This is a genomic window from Allopusillimonas soli, from assembly GCF_004153445.1.
Lineage (GTDB): Bacteria > Pseudomonadota > Gammaproteobacteria > Burkholderiales > Burkholderiaceae_B > Allopusillimonas > Allopusillimonas soli.
This window is the reverse complement of sequence record NZ_SDQC01000002.1, coordinates 409440-423457: the sequence shown is the minus strand read 5'-3', so window position 1 is coordinate 423457 and position 14018 is coordinate 409440. Positions and strand designations below refer to the sequence as shown.

The 14018-nt window shown below is 60.8% G+C and carries 13 protein-coding genes; 8 read left to right on the top strand and 5 right to left on the bottom strand.

Translation table 11 applies throughout. The features are described 5' to 3' along the window. The first annotated feature begins 40 nt into the window (after nucleotides 1-40). The 8 genes from ERD78_RS07795 (at nucleotide 41) to ERD78_RS07760 (ending at nucleotide 8605) form a co-directional block, all read left to right on the top strand. Entirely contained in the window at nucleotides 41-415 is a 375-nt protein-coding gene (locus tag ERD78_RS07795; protein ID WP_180029194.1) for a DUF488 domain-containing protein, read from the top strand. Between the two features lie 95 nt (nucleotides 416-510). Further along, entirely contained in the window at nucleotides 511-1971 is a 1461-nt protein-coding gene (locus ERD78_RS07790) for an NfeD family protein (RefSeq protein ID WP_129968710.1), read from the top strand. Between the two features lie 13 nt (nucleotides 1972-1984). Then, nucleotides 1985-2746 (top strand): slipin family protein, encoded by a 762-nt coding sequence (locus tag ERD78_RS07785; RefSeq protein ID WP_129968709.1) that lies wholly within the window; start codon nucleotides 1985-1987, stop codon nucleotides 2744-2746. 22 nt (nucleotides 2747-2768) lie between these two features. Next, the gene (gnd, locus tag ERD78_RS07780) at nucleotides 2769-3791 is read left to right on the top strand and encodes a phosphogluconate dehydrogenase (NAD(+)-dependent, decarboxylating) (protein ID WP_129968708.1); all 1023 of its coding nucleotides are present in this window, start codon (nucleotides 2769-2771) and stop codon (nucleotides 3789-3791) included. Next, nucleotides 3788-5209, top strand: coding sequence for a glucose-6-phosphate dehydrogenase (zwf, locus tag ERD78_RS07775; protein ID WP_129968707.1), 1422 nt, complete (start codon nucleotides 3788-3790; stop codon nucleotides 5207-5209). Before gnd ends, zwf begins: the two co-directional genes overlap by 4 nt. Nucleotide 5210: 1 nt before the next feature. Continuing rightward, nucleotides 5211-6386, top strand: coding sequence for a PQQ-dependent sugar dehydrogenase (locus ERD78_RS07770; RefSeq protein ID WP_280634110.1), 1176 nt, complete (start codon nucleotides 5211-5213; stop codon nucleotides 6384-6386). Nucleotides 6387-6515: 129 nt separating this feature from the next. Continuing rightward, nucleotides 6516-8312, top strand: coding sequence for a glycoside hydrolase family 15 protein (locus tag ERD78_RS07765; RefSeq protein WP_129968706.1), 1797 nt, complete (start codon nucleotides 6516-6518; stop codon nucleotides 8310-8312). Further along, nucleotides 8309-8605 (top strand): acylphosphatase, encoded by a 297-nt coding sequence (locus ERD78_RS07760; protein ID WP_129968705.1) that lies wholly within the window; start codon nucleotides 8309-8311, stop codon nucleotides 8603-8605. The genes ERD78_RS07765 and ERD78_RS07760 overlap by 4 nt, the downstream gene beginning before the upstream one ends. Before the next feature lie 145 nt (nucleotides 8606-8750). Here ERD78_RS07760 and ERD78_RS07755 read toward each other — a convergent pair whose 3' ends face one another. The 5 genes from ERD78_RS07755 to ERD78_RS07735 all read right to left on the bottom strand — a co-directional run bounded on the left by ERD78_RS07755 (nucleotide 8751) and on the right by ERD78_RS07735 (nucleotide 13930). Continuing rightward, nucleotides 8751-10256, bottom strand: a complete 1506-nt coding sequence (locus tag ERD78_RS07755; RefSeq protein WP_129968704.1) for a tripartite tricarboxylate transporter permease — start codon at nucleotides 10254-10256, stop codon at nucleotides 8751-8753. A 15-nt stretch (nucleotides 10257-10271) separates the two neighbouring features. Beyond that, nucleotides 10272-10733, bottom strand: a complete 462-nt coding sequence (locus ERD78_RS07750) for a tripartite tricarboxylate transporter TctB family protein (protein WP_129968703.1) — start codon at nucleotides 10731-10733, stop codon at nucleotides 10272-10274. A 277-nt stretch (nucleotides 10734-11010) separates the two neighbouring features. Further along, nucleotides 11011-12411: a HAMP domain-containing sensor histidine kinase gene (locus tag ERD78_RS07745; protein ID WP_129968702.1), complete on the bottom strand. Its 1401-nt coding sequence runs from the start codon at nucleotides 12409-12411 to the stop codon at nucleotides 11011-11013. After that, nucleotides 12408-13124, bottom strand: coding sequence for a response regulator transcription factor (locus tag ERD78_RS07740; RefSeq protein WP_129968701.1), 717 nt, complete (start codon nucleotides 13122-13124; stop codon nucleotides 12408-12410). The genes ERD78_RS07745 and ERD78_RS07740 overlap by 4 nt, the downstream gene beginning before the upstream one ends. A 161-nt stretch (nucleotides 13125-13285) precedes the next feature. Further along, the gene (locus ERD78_RS07735; RefSeq protein WP_129968700.1) at nucleotides 13286-13930 is read right to left on the bottom strand and encodes a phosphoribosyltransferase; all 645 of its coding nucleotides are present in this window, start codon (nucleotides 13928-13930) and stop codon (nucleotides 13286-13288) included. Between the last annotated feature and the right edge of the window lie 88 nt (nucleotides 13931-14018).

Below are 14018 nucleotides of genomic sequence, written 5' to 3'. Positions count from 1 at the left end.
CACGGCTGGGTTGGGCCGGTTTTTGCAGGAGCACGCAAGCATGACATCGCATGTACGAATACGGCGCGCCTACGATGCGCCTGAACGTATCGACGGCTATCGGGTACTGGTCGATCGATTGTGGCCACGCGGCTTGTCCAAGGAAGAGCTGCCCTACGATGCATGGAAGAAAGACCTTGCCCCCAGCCCTGCATTGCGAAAATGGTTTGGTCATAAGGCGGAAAACTGGGAGCAGTTTCGCGACAGCTACCAGACGGAGCTGCGCGCACCAGAGCAGATAGAGCGCATGAAGGCACTTATCGCCGCTGCCAAGAAGGCAGGGCAGCGCACGATTACCCTGGTCTATGCAGCGAAGGATGCGGAGCATAACCATGCCCTGATCCTGGCCGATGAGTTGAACCGGCACTATCGCTGATTTTCCGATCTGATGCATCGATTGCCGTCGCGCGGCCGCCGCTGCGGGGCGGCGGCCATACTCGTCTATACTGACAATTGCTGAGGGAGGCTGCCATGTCCAAGGCAAGAGTGCTGCTGATGTCCTGCTGCCTGCTGCTGGGTGGGTGGCTCGCAATGCATATTGCTCCCATCAGGGCAGCGGACACACCGCTGGTCCGGGTTCTGGAAGTGCGTGGCGCCATCAATCCCGCTATCTCAGACTTCATTGTGCGCGGCCTGAACGAGGCGCGCGAGCAGAGTGCGGCATTGCTTGTGCTGGAACTGGATACGCCTGGCGGTTTGGACACTTCCATGCGTGCCATCGTCCAGGCGATCCTGGCGTCGCCCGTACCGGTTGCCACCTATGTCGGCCCGGAAGGCGCCCGCGCAGCCAGCGCAGGCGCATTCATTCTTTATGCCAGCCATGTTGCCGCCATGTCGCCAGCCAGCAATGTGGGCGCTGCTTCTCCTGTATCCATCGGCATCGGCGGCGCAGGCGCGGATGAGCCTGCCACAGGCAAGCGGGCGCAGGACAAGCCGCAACACGGCGGCAACGAAGAAGGACATCCCGAAAAGCCGCCAGCGCAGACTGCGGAAGCAGGCGATCAAGATGAAGAACAGGGCGGCAGCACCATGCATCGCAAAGTCACCAATGATGCAGCCGCCTATATTCGCAGCCTGGCTCAGTTGCGCGGCCGCAATGCCGAGTTTGCGCAGAAGGCTGTGACGCAGGCCACCAGCCTGTCGTCCGCCGAAGCGCTGAAGGCAGGCGCAATCGACCTGGTTGTCGGCGGTATTCCCGAACTGCTGCGCGAAATCGATGGCCGCGAGGTCGTAATGGCCAATGGCGCCAAGCTTGCACTGCATACCGCTGACGCACACATCGAGCGTGTGGAGCCCGGCTGGCGAACAAAGCTGCTGGGCTTGATCGCTCATCCCCAGGTAGCGGTCATTCTGATGATGATAGGCATTTATGGCCTGTTTTTTGAGCTTGCCAGCCCTGGCGCCGCCTTGCCCGGCGTCGCCGGCCTCATTTGCCTGGTGCTGGGTCTTTACGCGTTCCAGATGCTGCCGGTGAACTGGGCGGGCGTGGGCCTGGTGGCGCTGGGGGCCATCCTGATGATTGCGGAGGTGTTTGTCCCGAGCTTCGGCGCACTGGGAATAGGGGGCATTGCGGCTGTCGTTGTGGGCGGCCTCATGTTGACCGACACCGGCATGCCGGGCTACGACCTTTCGCTGCCTTTCCTGGGAGGGCTGGCTGTGGCAAGCGCCTTGCTCGTTATCCTTACGGGTACATTGGCTGTGCGCTCGCACAAGCGTCCCGTCGTAACGGGGCGTGATGACATGCCCGGCCGGCGGGGCGTGGTGACTTCCGTGAAAGGTGGCACGATATATGCGCAGATCGAAGGCGAACAGTGGCGCGTCAGGGCCGAAGAGCCCCTGGCTCAGGGCGACGTAATCAAGGTCATTGCTGCGGACGGCCTTACGCTGTCCGTCCTGAGAGATTCCGAGGCCGCCGGCGGCCCAACTAACTGACGGGGGAATAATCATGGACTTAGGACTCAATATAGGCCTGCTGGTCGTAATTATCATTATTGCGCTAGTCCTGATCAATGCTATCAAGATACTGCGTGAATACCAGCGCGGCGTTGTATTCACATTGGGACGGTTCAGCAGCGTGAAGGGGCCGGGAATCATATTCGTGATCCCCATTCTGCAGCAGATGGTACGCGTGGACCTGCGCGTGATCACCATGGATGTGCCCAGCCAGGACGTGATCTCGCGCGACAACGTGTCCGTGAAGGTGAATGCGGTGGTGTATTTCCGGGTCATGGCGCCGGAAAAAGCCATCATTCAGGTCGAACATTATCTCGACGCCACCAGCCAGCTGGCGCAGACCACGCTCCGGGCCGTGCTGGGCAAGCATGAACTGGATGAAATGCTTTCCGAGCGGGAAAAGCTCAACCTGGACGTGCAGCAGATTCTCGACGCACAAACCGATTCCTGGGGCATCAAGGTCACCAATGTGGAAATCAAGCATATCGACCTCAATGAAAGCATGGTCAGGGCCATAGCGCGACAAGCTGAAGCGGAACGCGAGCGCCGTGCGAAGGTCATACATGCTGAAGGCGAGAAACAGGCGGCACAGGCGCTAATGGAAGCCGCTGAAACACTGTCCGCCCAGCCTTCGGCCATGCAGTTGCGTTATCTGCAGACATTGACACAAGTCGCCGGCGACAAGAGCTCGACGCTGGTCTTCCCCATTCCGGTGGATTTGCTGAGCGCGCTGGTGGGCAAGAAAATGGAATAGACACAGTTACAAGGAGAACGGAATGCAATTAGGGATGATCGGCCTGGGACGCATGGGCAGCAATATGGTGCAGCGCCTATTGCGTGCCGGTCAGGATTGCGTGGTCTACGACAGCCATCCAGAGGCAGGCAAAGCGCTGGCCGAACAGGGCGCAACGGCATGCGATAGCCTACAGGCGCTAGTGGATGTGCTGGAGCGACCGCGCGCGGTCTGGCTGATGGTGCCGGCTGGCGTGGTGGACAACGTGCTCGACGAGTTGATTCCCTTGCTCGATGCCGACGATATCGTCATCGACGGCGGCAATTCCTACTACCACGATGACATCAGGCGGGCAAAGCAGCTGCGCGATGCAAGCCTGCACTATATGGACGTCGGCACCAGTGGTGGGGTGTTTGGCCTGGACCGCGGATATTGTCTTATGGTGGGCGGCGATGCGCAGGCCTTTACCCGCATGGAGCCGGTCTTTGAAGCATTGGCTCCGGGTGCCGATGCGGCGCCGGCCACGCCCAATCGCCGGGACCATGGCACCGCCGCGCGCGGCTATCTGCATTGCGGCTCGCATGGCGCAGGACACTTTGTGAAAATGGTGCACAACGGCATCGAATACGGCATTATGGCCGCTTACGCCGAGGGGCTTAATATTCTGCACCGCGCCAATATCGGCAAGCAGGAGCGCGGCATCGACGCGGAAACCACGCCGCTTCGCCATCCAGAACACTTCCAGTACGACCTGGACATTCCTGAAATCACCGAACTTTGGCGACGCGGCAGTGTGATCGGTTCCTGGCTGCTAGACCTGACCGCCCAGGCGCTGCAGAGCGATCACAGCCTTGCGGGTTATGCGGGACGCGTATCTGACTCCGGCGAAGGCCGCTGGTCGCTGGCGGCAGCCATAGACCAAGGCGTGCCTGCGCCGGTGTTAAGCGCGGCGCTGTTCTCCCGGTTCGAGTCGCGCGGCAACGCCGATTATGCAAACCGTGTCCTGTCTGCCATGCGGCACCAGTTTGGCGGCCATGTCGAAAAAGACGGGGAGGCGCAAGCATGAGCAATCTCAAGCGGCTTCCCAAGGCCGATGCGCTGGTTCTATTCGGCATTACCGGCGATCTGGCCTACAAGAAGATTTTCCCGGCACTTTTTATCATGGCGACCCAGGGTAGGCTGGATGTTCCCATTATCGGCGTGGCCAGCACCCCCATGACGCTTGCGCAGCTGCGCAAGCGCATTCGCGCCAGCCTCAAGGATGCCGGGTGCGCGCGCGATAAAGCTGCACTCGATCACCTGCTCGCCTCGGTATCCTATGTCAGCGGCGACTACCGCGACCCGGAAAGCTTCCATCGTTTAAAAACGGCACTGGGGAAAGCATCTCGCCCGACGCATTATCTTGCTATTCCTCCGTCACTCTTTCCAACAGTCATCAAGGGCCTCGATGCCTCGGGGCTGGCCGGCAATGCACGGGTCATCGTCGAGAAGCCTTTCGGACGGGATTTGGCCTCGGCGCGCGCGCTTAATGAGCTCGCTTGCTCGGTTTTCCCGCGGGAAGCCATTTTCCGTATCGATCACTTCCTGGGTAAGGAAGCGATCATGAATATTCTTTACTTCCGGTTTGCCAATTCGTTTCTCGAACCCATCTGGAATCGCGACCAGATCGCCAGCGTCCAGGTCACGTTGGCGGAAAGCTTTGGCGTGGGCAGTCGCGGCGCGTTTTACGAGAGTGCAGGTTGCCTGCGCGACGTCATACAGAACCATTTGTTCCAGATCGTGGCCCTGCTCGCGATGGAACCGCCGGCGACGCAGGGCTATGCCGCGGTGCATGCTGAAAAAGCCAAGGTATTCAAGGCCATGCGCCCATTGCGGCCTGAGGACATGGTGCGCGGCCAGTATCGCGGCTACCGCAAGGAGGACCATGTGGCGCCGCGCTCCGATGTTGAAACCTATTGCGCAATGCGCCTGCACATCGACTCCTGGCGCTGGGCGGGCGTGCCATGGTTCTTGCGATCGGGCAAGTGCCTTGCGGAAAGTGCGGCGGAAGTGGTTGTCCGGCTCAAGGCCCCGCCGCAGCATCTGTTTGATGACACATTAGGCGAGCCCCCAAACTACCTGCGTTTCAGGCTCTCTCCGGGGTCGGCGGTGGCGCTGGCCGCACGCGTGAAACGCCCGGGCAAAGAGTTCGTGGGCGACCAGGAAGAGCTGGTGCTCCTTGACACCGACCCGCAGGAGGAGCCGCCCTATGCGCGCCTGCTTGCGGATGCACTGGCGGGCGATCGTGCGCTGTTCACGAGTGAAGGCGCCATTGAGGCGGCGTGGGCTGTGGTCGATCCGGTATTGCGGCATCATGAGCGGGCCTTGCCCTACGCAAAGGGTAGTTGGGGGCCGAAACAGGCTGACGCGCTCATGGCCGACTTCGGCGGTTGGCAAAATCCGCAAGTTGCCGAGGGTTCTTCCGGTTCGGGCAGGAACATCTGACATGCGCGCGCACATATCCTGCGTGCTTGCTGCCAGCCTGCAGTGCGGTGCCGCGGGCATGGCGCTGGCCGAGCAACCGGCGGCTCAACAATCGCTCCAGGAGCTACGAGGCGATGCGCCCGCCGAGACGCCACGGGTCTCCGTGCGTGCTGTTGCCACGGGCTTGAATCATCCATGGTCCATGGCTTTCCTGCCTGACGATGAAGGCGTCCTGATTACCGAGCGCGTGGGGAATTTGCGTATGTGGCGTCCGGACTCGGGTTTGTCCGCACCCATCAAAGGTCTGCCAACTGTTTATGCCAAAAATCAGGGCGGCTTGCTGGATATTGCGTTGGCGCCCGACTTCGCGCAAAGCCGGCGTGTTTATCTTTCCTATGCGGAGCCTGGCGAGGGCGGCAGGGCCGGCACGGCGGTGGGTTTCGGCGTTCTGTCCCGCGACGGCCGACGGCTTGAGCAGTTCGAGGTTATTTTTCGGCAGATGCCCAAGCTTTCCACTGGACACCATTTCGGATCCCGGCTTGTATTCGATCAGCGCGGGCATCTATTTGTGACGCTAGGGGAAAACAACCAACGTCCCACAGCGCAGAGGCTCGATCAGTTGCAGGGCAAAGTGGTGCGCCTGCTCCCAGACGGTGCCATTCCTAAGGACAACCCCTTTCATGAAGCATCGGGCGCCCGTCCCGAGGTATGGTCCTTCGGCCATCGTAATCCGCAGGGTGCCGCCCTCAATCCCTGGACTGGCCAGCTGTGGGTGAACGAACACGGTCCGCGCGGCGGCGACGAAATCAACATCGTGCGGGCAGGGGGCAATTATGGGTGGCCACTGGCCACCTACGGCATCAATTATTCCGGTCTGCCCATTCCCGAAGCGCGTGGCACCAGCCAGGCCGGCATGGTGGAGCCGGCATATTACTGGAAAGTGTCGCCTGCAATTTCCGGCATGGCATTCTACGATGCGCCGCGTTATCCATCGTGGCAGCACTCCGTGTTTATCGGTGCACTCAAGGATCAGAGCTTGATCCGGCTCGCGCTGGACGGCGATCGTGTCGTAGGCGAGGAGCGTCTTCTGACTGGCGAGGCGCGCATCCGTGATGTGCGTGTGGCGCCCGACGGCCGAGTCTATATCCTGACGGACAGCAGCCAGGGGGCGATGATGGAAGTGGCGCCGGGCGGATGAGTTCACTGTATATGCCGCAGCGCCCCGATGGCGCTGCGGTTGGCGCTGGCCTGCTTCGTGTTTTATATTTAAACCGTGTCCGCTTGCCATACGTGGCTCAACGGCGGTGTTGTATCAATCTGGAGGTTTATGGCTGCCCGTATCGAAGACTATGCACTGTTGGGCAATTGTCGTACTGCGGCTCTGGTTTCAAGACAGGGCGCTATCGACTGGCTCTGCTTCCCCCGCTTCGACGGGCCCGCCTGCTTTGCCGCATTATTGGGCAAGGCGGAAAATGGGCACTGGACACTCTCGCCTACCGCGCCACTGCTGTCTGTCGAACGCAACTATCGGGATGGCACGATGGTGCTTGAGACCACATTCACCACGAGCGAGGGTGTCGCCCGTCTGATTGATTTCATGCCTTCCACGTTCACGCATTCCAGCGTGGCGCGTATTGTGGAAGGTGTGAAAGGGAAGGTGACCTTCGATATGGATCTGATCATGCGTTTTGACTACGGGCGCACCGCCCCATGGGTCGAGCGTACAGACGAACATACGCTTACGGCCGTGGCAGGTCCCGAAATGCTTGTGCTGCACACCCCCATGCGGCTCAAGACCAGAGTGCGTCATACTTCCGCCTCTTTCACCATCGCCGAGGGCGAGCGCACGTCATTCACCCTGACCCACCAGCCTTCGCACGAGCCCGCCAGCCCCGCATTCGATGTGGATGCGGCGCTGGCGCAAACGGAGTACTTTTGGCGCGAGTTCTCAAGCCGCTGCCCCGAGGTGGGTCCATGGACTCACCTCGTGAAGCGTTCGCTCATCACGCTCAAGGCGCTTACCTATCTTCCGACGGGGGGTATGGTCGCCGCCGCCACCACGTCGCTCCCCGAACAACTGGGCGGGCAACGCAACTGGGATTACCGCTATTGCTGGCTACGCGATGCAACCATCACCTTGCTTGCTTTCATGAATCTTGGCTACTACGAAGAGGCCAAGGCCTGGCGGGAATGGCTGGCCCGCTCCGTTGCGGGGCGCCCCGATCAAATGCAGATCATGTATGGTCTGGGCGGCGAGCGCCGCCTCACCGAATACGAGGTGCCATGGCTCTCCGGCTACGAGAATTCAGCGCCCGTCCGCATTGGCAACGCCGCCGCCACGCAAACCCAACTTGATGTCTATGGCGAAGTAGCGGATGCCATGGAGCAGGCAATAAAAGGCGGGCTTCCTCGGCACCTGCGCATCGAGGCCATTGCACAGGTCATCGTGCCTTTTCTTGAAAAGGCCTGGCGACAGCCCGACGAAGGCATATGGGAGATACGGGCGAGGCAACAGCATTTCACGCACTCCAAGGTCATGGCGTGGGTGGCGTTCGATCGCGTTGCCATCGTTGCCGAAGGCATGGAGAACGGTCGGGAATTTTCGGCCAAATGCCGCCGCATTGCGGATGAAATCCGCGACGAAGTCTGCCGGGAGGCCTACGACGAGGAAATGGGTTGTTTTGTGCAGTATTACGGTGCCAAGACGCTGGACTCCAGCTTGCTGCAGATTCCTCTCACCGGGTTTCTGCCCGCCGACGATCCGCGTGTGGTGCGTACCGTGAAAGCCATCGAGCACCGCTTGATGCGCAATGGTCTGCTTCTGCGCTACGAAACCGAGCACAATGTCGATGGCTTGCCGCCGGGCGAGGGCGCTTTCCTGGTTTGTTCTTTCTGGCTTGCGGACGTCTATGTACTGCAAGGGCGGGATGATGACGCGCGGGCGCTGTTCGAGCGGTTGGTGGACCTGTGCAACGATGTCGGCCTTTTGGCCGAAGAGTATGATCCGCACGACAAGCGCATGTTGGGGAATTTTCCGCAGGCATTCAGCCATGTCGGCATTATTAACACGGCACTCAACTTGCATCGCGCCAGCTCTCCGGTTCACAACAGAGCCCATGCATGAAGAAGTTGCCGCGTGACCACAATCTGGAAACTTTGCAGGCACGCGTCACTGGGCGTGTGCAGGGCGTGGGTTTTCGTGCCGCCACGGTCAGGCAAGCGCATTTGATGGGTGTTCAGGGCTGGGTGCGCAACCTGGAGGACGGCTCTGTGGAGGTTGTCCTGCAGGGTACGCCAGACCGCGTCGATCGTCTGCTCTCCTGGCTGCATAGCGGCCCGCCCGCGGCGCGGGTAAAGGACGTTGAACACAGCACAATGGAAACGGAGCGGCGCTACGATCGTTTTGAGCAGATTTAATCTGCGCGGCGGCGAAGTTGCCGTGCAATCAAGCTCGAGCTATGGCACATAAAAACAGCCCAGGCGTTGAAATCGCTTCAAACGCCTGGGCTGTTGTTGTTTGCCGGTATAGGCTAATAGCTGCCTGGCCGCGCGTGGTGATGGCTCACTCTTCGTCGACGAAGGCCTCTTCGCGCTTCTTGCGGATGGAGGGCAGGGCAACGAGCACGATCAGGATGGCTGCGGCCACCAGCAGCCACATGGACAGCGGACGCGTCACAAAGGTGGTGAAGTCTCCGCGGGCCAGCAGCAGCGCGCGCCGGAAGTTCTCTTCCATCATGGGGCCAAGCACCAGGCCGAGCAGCAGCGGTGCGCCCTCGCACTTGAGCTTGGTCCAGATATAGCCCACCAGGCCGAAGGCGGCGGTCATGTAGATGTCGAACACATTGTAGTTCAGCGTGTACACACCGATGGTGCAGAACACCAGGATGGCCGGGAACAGAATGCGGTAAGGCACGTTCAGCAGCTTGACCCACAAACCGACCAGCGGCAGGTTCAGGATCACCAGCATCAGGTTGCCTATCCACATGGACACGATCAGGCCCCAGAACAGGTCCGGGTGGCTGCTCATGACCTGCGGGCCGGGCTGGATGTTGTGAATCATCATGGCCCCGATCATCAGGGCCGTCACGGCGTTGCCCGGAATGCCCAGCGTCAGCAGCGGAATAAAGGACGCCTGCGAGCCGGCGTTGTTGGCCGACTCGGGGCCGGCCAGACCGGCCGGGTGGCCCTTGCCGAAGCGCTCGGGATTCTTCGAGACCTTCTTCTCCACGGTGTAGGAGGCAAAGGACGAGAGCACGGCCCCGCCGCCTGGCAGAATGCCCAGGCAGCAGCCGATGGCCGTGCCGCGCATCACCGCCGGCCAGGCCTCCTTGAACTCCTGCTTGTTCGGATACAGGGTGCCGACCTTGCTGGTCAGGTTCACGCGCTTGTCGCGGAGCTCCAGGTTGCTCATGATTTCGGCAAAGCCGAACACGCCCATGGCCACCGCGGCAAAGTCGATGCCATCCTGCAGTTCGGGGATGCCGAAGTCGTAGCGGGCCACGCCCGAGTTCACGTCGGTGCCGACCATGCCCAGCAGCAGGCCGAGCAGAATCATGCAGATGGCCTTGGGCAGCGAACCCGAGGCCAGCACGACGGCGCCGACCAGGCCCAGCACCATGAGCGAGAAGTATTCGGCCGGCCCGAACTTGAAGGCCACTTCGGCCAGCGGCGGCGCAAAGCCGGCAATGACGATGGTGGCAACGCAGCCTGCGAAGAAGGAACCCAGGGCTGCGATGGCCAGCGCCGCGCCGGCCCGCCCGTTGCGGGCCATCTGGTGGCCATCGAGCACAGTGACCACGGCCGAGGTCTCGCCCGGCAGGGCGACCAGGATGGCGGTGGTCGAACCGCCATAGGCGGCCCCGTAGTAGATGCCGGCCAGCATGATCAGGCCAGCCACCGGCGGCAGCACATAGGTGATGGGCAGCAGCATGGCGATGGTGGGCACAGGGCCGATGCCCGGCAGCACACCGATCAGGGTGCCCAGCAGACAGCCGAGCAGACAATAGGCCAGGTTCTGGACCGACAGGGCGACTTCGAAGCCCAACAACAAGTGATCAAGCAATTCCATGTTCATGCGCTCCGATTAACTGCCAAGAAAGCTGGGCCACAGCGGGAAGATCAGGCCCAGGCCCTTGATGAAGGCCAGCCAGACGAAAACAGACATGAAAAGGCCGTTGATGATGGCCACTTTCCAGCTGAACACATGGCTTGCAAAGCTGGACAGGACAACGAGCAGGAAGACCGCGATGTACACGCCCAGGAAATTCAGAATGACGCCGGTGAATGTGACTGATCCGATAATGATGAGCATCACAGGCCAGTCGAACTTTTCAAGATTGACCTCTTCGGCCTTGGCGGACAGGCTGTTCAGCCCGACGAGCAAACCGAGCAAAGCCAGCAGCAGGCCCAGCCAGAAAGGAAAGTAGCCCGGACCCATGCGGGCGGCGGTGCCCATGGAATAGCGGGTGGCAATAATGGCGAACCCCAGTCCGATGGCGACGAACATGACGCCGGACCAGAAGTCCTGTTTATTTCGGATTTTCATTTGAAGTTAGTCTCTCTCTGCTCTTTGGCGAAGGTGACACAGGATGGCTGTCCTGCGGCAGGCACATACCGCGGGTTGCCGTTGAAAAGCCCTGCAATGATAGGAGAGAAGAGCCGCTGCGAACCGGCCGCTGGATTACAGGAACATTACCAAGTAGCAATGTTTGGTTCTGTCAGAGGAGAGGCTGTAAACCCATGAAAGGCTAGAGAAAGAAAGATGAAAGGTATTTGAAAGATTAATGAAAAGTTAATGTTAGGGCTAACCCGTAGATTTTCGGTCAAGCTCGCGGCAGCGTGATTACCACACGCAGCCCAGGTTGCGCATCCTCGAAACGCACGCTGCCTTCGTGCAGCGACACAATGGCTTTAACGGACGCCAGGCCAAGTCCAAATCCCCGCGCGGCGGAGTCCAGCCGATAAAAGCGCGTGCCCAGGCGGCTTCGGTGCTCGGGGGGTACGCCCGGCCCATCGTCCTGTATCGTCAGGATGGCGTGCCGTTCGCGTACAGCTGTGCCTATTCTCACCTGCGCGCCGGTACCCGCATACTTCAAAGCGTTTTCCACAACATTCACCACCACGCCAGCAAGCAGATCCTGATCGGCCCAGGCCTGTGCGGCATCGGCATTGATATCCTGGCTGCTCTGACGCGTCAGCACAATTCCGTGTTCACCCGCCAATGGTTCGAACAGTTCGACGACGTCATCCACGATATCGTCAAGACTTACCGGCTGGAAACTTTGGCGCCGCACGCCTGATTCCGCCTCGGCAATCAGCAACAGCCGCTCCGTGACCCCGATCAGATCCATGATTTCCTGCGTGGCCTTCTCGACGGCGGCGCGCCTGGCGGTGCGATCAAGCTCCTCATCCTGTACCTTGTGTAGGTCCGCCAAGACTCTGGCCAGAGGCGTACGCAAGTTATGGGCTACGGAATCGGAAACATTGCGCACACCATTCATAAGTGCCTCGATATGATCAAGCATCTGGTTGATATCGCCACGCAGCGCCGCAAACTCGTCTGCATCGTCCAGGGTGGGGATGCGGCGCGCCAGCTCGCCGGTTCCGACGCGCCGGGCCGTGTCGCGTATGGCGCCCACGCGTCGGGCCAGGGCGCGGCGAAACAGCCAGGTTCCACCGAGCACCAGAAAAAGGCCCACCACGGCAGTCAACAGCATGGCCTGCGCTACGACCTGCTTGATATTCCTGAGATCGCGCACATCGTGGCCGACGATCAGTGTCCAACCATTGTCCAGGGCCTGACGGCGCAGATAACCCTGGCGTTCGGTGCCAGCGCGTAGCACGGGCACCAGCGCCGCCTCGGTTGTGCCTAGATCGGTAAGCCTTGTGGACAAGGCATCGAGATTGCCCGCCAGCTTATTGCCCTGGGCGTCCAAGAGCAGGTACATCTCGGTTTCCACATCCGTCTGATCGGAAAGCAATTCCGTCACAGCGGCATAGAGTGCCTGCGGGCCGTTTTGATCGTAATAGCTGACCAGGCGCTGCGCAGCGCTGGATATCTGACGCGCAAACTGCGCCTGCAGCAGGCTGGCCACCTGTGTGTAGACAACCAGCAGCACAATAATAGTGATGCCCGCTGCCAGCAGGCCGTAGTTCAGCGTCAGCCGGAAGACGACCGAGCCCCACAGCCTGCGCCAGCTGCGGAGCGGCCGCCAGAGGCTCATGTCTGGCCGCGGGCGTTGCCCGAGGGCTGATTGCGCGCAGCCAGCATGTAGCCTGCGCCACGCACTGTGTGGATGAGATAGGGCGGCGCGTGGTCGCCGTCGATCTTCTGACGCAGGCGGCTGATAGCCGCGTCGATGACATTGGTTTGCGGATTGAATTGATAGCCCCAGACGGAGCCCAGCAGCATGGCGCGCGTAAGTGTTTGCTCGGGGTGCAGCATCATGTAGGACAGAAGACGGCACTCACGCGGTTGCAGCGCAATGGGCTTGCCATAGCGTGTGGCGCGCGGAACCGTCAGATCCAGTCGCAGATCCGCATATTCGAGAATGCGGTCGGACTCATCGCTGCGGGAGCGCCTTATGAGCGCTTCGGCGCGCGCAAGCAATTCCATGAGCGCAAAAGGTTTGGCCAGATAATCGTCGCCGCCCAATTTCAGTCCACGCACGCGTTCATCAAGCGTTGTCAGCGCACTGAGCACCAGAACCGGTACCTTCTTGCCCAGATTGCGCAGCGTTGTAAGGATGGACAACCCATCGATATGATTGGGAAGCATCCGATCAAGAATGATGACGTCCCAGGGCTCCGATGTTGCGCGGCGCAACCCCTCCACTCCGTCGTAGCAGACGACCGCATCGTGGCCCAGTTCGCGAAAGCCATCCGCAACATAATTGGCGTTGTCCCGGTCATCCTCGATAATCAGGCATTTCCACATTGCAATTCCTTGATGTCGCCACGGCTGGTCGCGCGCTGGATATCCGCGGCCGGCGGGCCGTGTTCGTCCCATTCATTCTAGCGGATGTCGAAGAGACCTGGCCTCCCGCCTTCAGGCCCATTCTTTCGGGATATGTCTGGAGGCTCAGTATCGGCGCTCGATTATTGCGCGTGGGCGAGAATCGACGCGACTTCCTCGTCCGAGGTTTGCGGGAAGGATTCATACCAGATACTGACAGCCTGGAAATCGGGCGGCTGGTGCAGGCATACCACTTTGTCGGCGAGCTCTTCCATGCGTGCACAGGCCTGAACGGATCCCACGGGCACGGCGACAGTGATGAATGCCGCGCCCGCCTGCCGCGCCGCCAGCACAGCCGCTTGCATCGTTGCGCCGGTTGCCAGCCCATCGTCGACCAGAATGGCTTCTTGTCCGGAAAGGTCCAGCGGCGGGCGCCCCGGACGATAGCATTGCTCGCGCCGAAGCAACTCGTCCTGTTCAGCCACTTGCACGGCTTCGATTGCTTCGCGCTTCACGCCTGCGGCGGCTATCAGGCGGTTGTCCAGCACGAGGACGGCGCCACTGGCCAACGCACCCATGGCGTACTCATTGTGGCCGGGCATGCCCAGTTTGCGCACCACCAGCGCGTCGAGCGGCGCGCCCAGTGTGCGCGCCACCTCCGCCGCGACGGGCATGCCGCCGCGAGGCAGTCCCAGAACGATAAATGCAGTTTGCCGGCCACGATGATGGAGCAAGGCATTGGCCAGCTTATGGCCGGCATCACGCCTGTTTTGAAAAAAGGTATGCATGTTGCCGTCCTTGATGCAACGATACAGTGGCTGCCGGCACCTGAGCCAGCAGGGCGTCCGACTAGGCGGGCGCTCGGTCCATGCAGGC

What these genes read in the sequence shown, in the direction of transcription:
- ERD78_RS07795 (WP_180029194.1), top strand. Translation starts at nt 41, where the DNA reads ATGACATCGCATGTACGAATACGGCGCGCCTACGATGCGCCTGAACGT.
- ERD78_RS07790 (WP_129968710.1), top strand. Translation starts at nt 511, where the DNA reads ATGTCCAAGGCAAGAGTGCTGCTGATGTCCTGCTGCCTGCTGCTGGGT.
- ERD78_RS07785 (WP_129968709.1), top strand. Translation starts at nt 1,985, where the DNA reads ATGGACTTAGGACTCAATATAGGCCTGCTGGTCGTAATTATCATTATT.
- gnd (WP_129968708.1), top strand. Translation starts at nt 2,769, where the DNA reads ATGCAATTAGGGATGATCGGCCTGGGACGCATGGGCAGCAATATGGTG.
- zwf (WP_129968707.1), top strand. Translation starts at nt 3,788, where the DNA reads ATGAGCAATCTCAAGCGGCTTCCCAAGGCCGATGCGCTGGTTCTATTC.
- ERD78_RS07770 (WP_280634110.1), top strand. Translation starts at nt 5,211, where the DNA reads ATGCGCGCGCACATATCCTGCGTGCTTGCTGCCAGCCTGCAGTGCGGT.
- ERD78_RS07765 (WP_129968706.1), top strand. Translation starts at nt 6,516, where the DNA reads ATGGCTGCCCGTATCGAAGACTATGCACTGTTGGGCAATTGTCGTACT.
- ERD78_RS07760 (WP_129968705.1), top strand. Translation starts at nt 8,309, where the DNA reads ATGAAGAAGTTGCCGCGTGACCACAATCTGGAAACTTTGCAGGCACGC.
- ERD78_RS07755 (WP_129968704.1), bottom strand. Translation starts at nt 10,256, where the DNA reads ATGGAATTGCTTGATCACTTGTTGTTGGGCTTCGAAGTCGCCCTGTCG.
- ERD78_RS07750 (WP_129968703.1), bottom strand. Translation starts at nt 10,733, where the DNA reads ATGAAAATCCGAAATAAACAGGACTTCTGGTCCGGCGTCATGTTCGTC.
- ERD78_RS07745 (WP_129968702.1), bottom strand. Translation starts at nt 12,411, where the DNA reads ATGAGCCTCTGGCGGCCGCTCCGCAGCTGGCGCAGGCTGTGGGGCTCG.
- ERD78_RS07740 (WP_129968701.1), bottom strand. Translation starts at nt 13,124, where the DNA reads ATGTGGAAATGCCTGATTATCGAGGATGACCGGGACAACGCCAATTAT.
- ERD78_RS07735 (WP_129968700.1), bottom strand. Translation starts at nt 13,930, where the DNA reads ATGCATACCTTTTTTCAAAACAGGCGTGATGCCGGCCATAAGCTGGCC.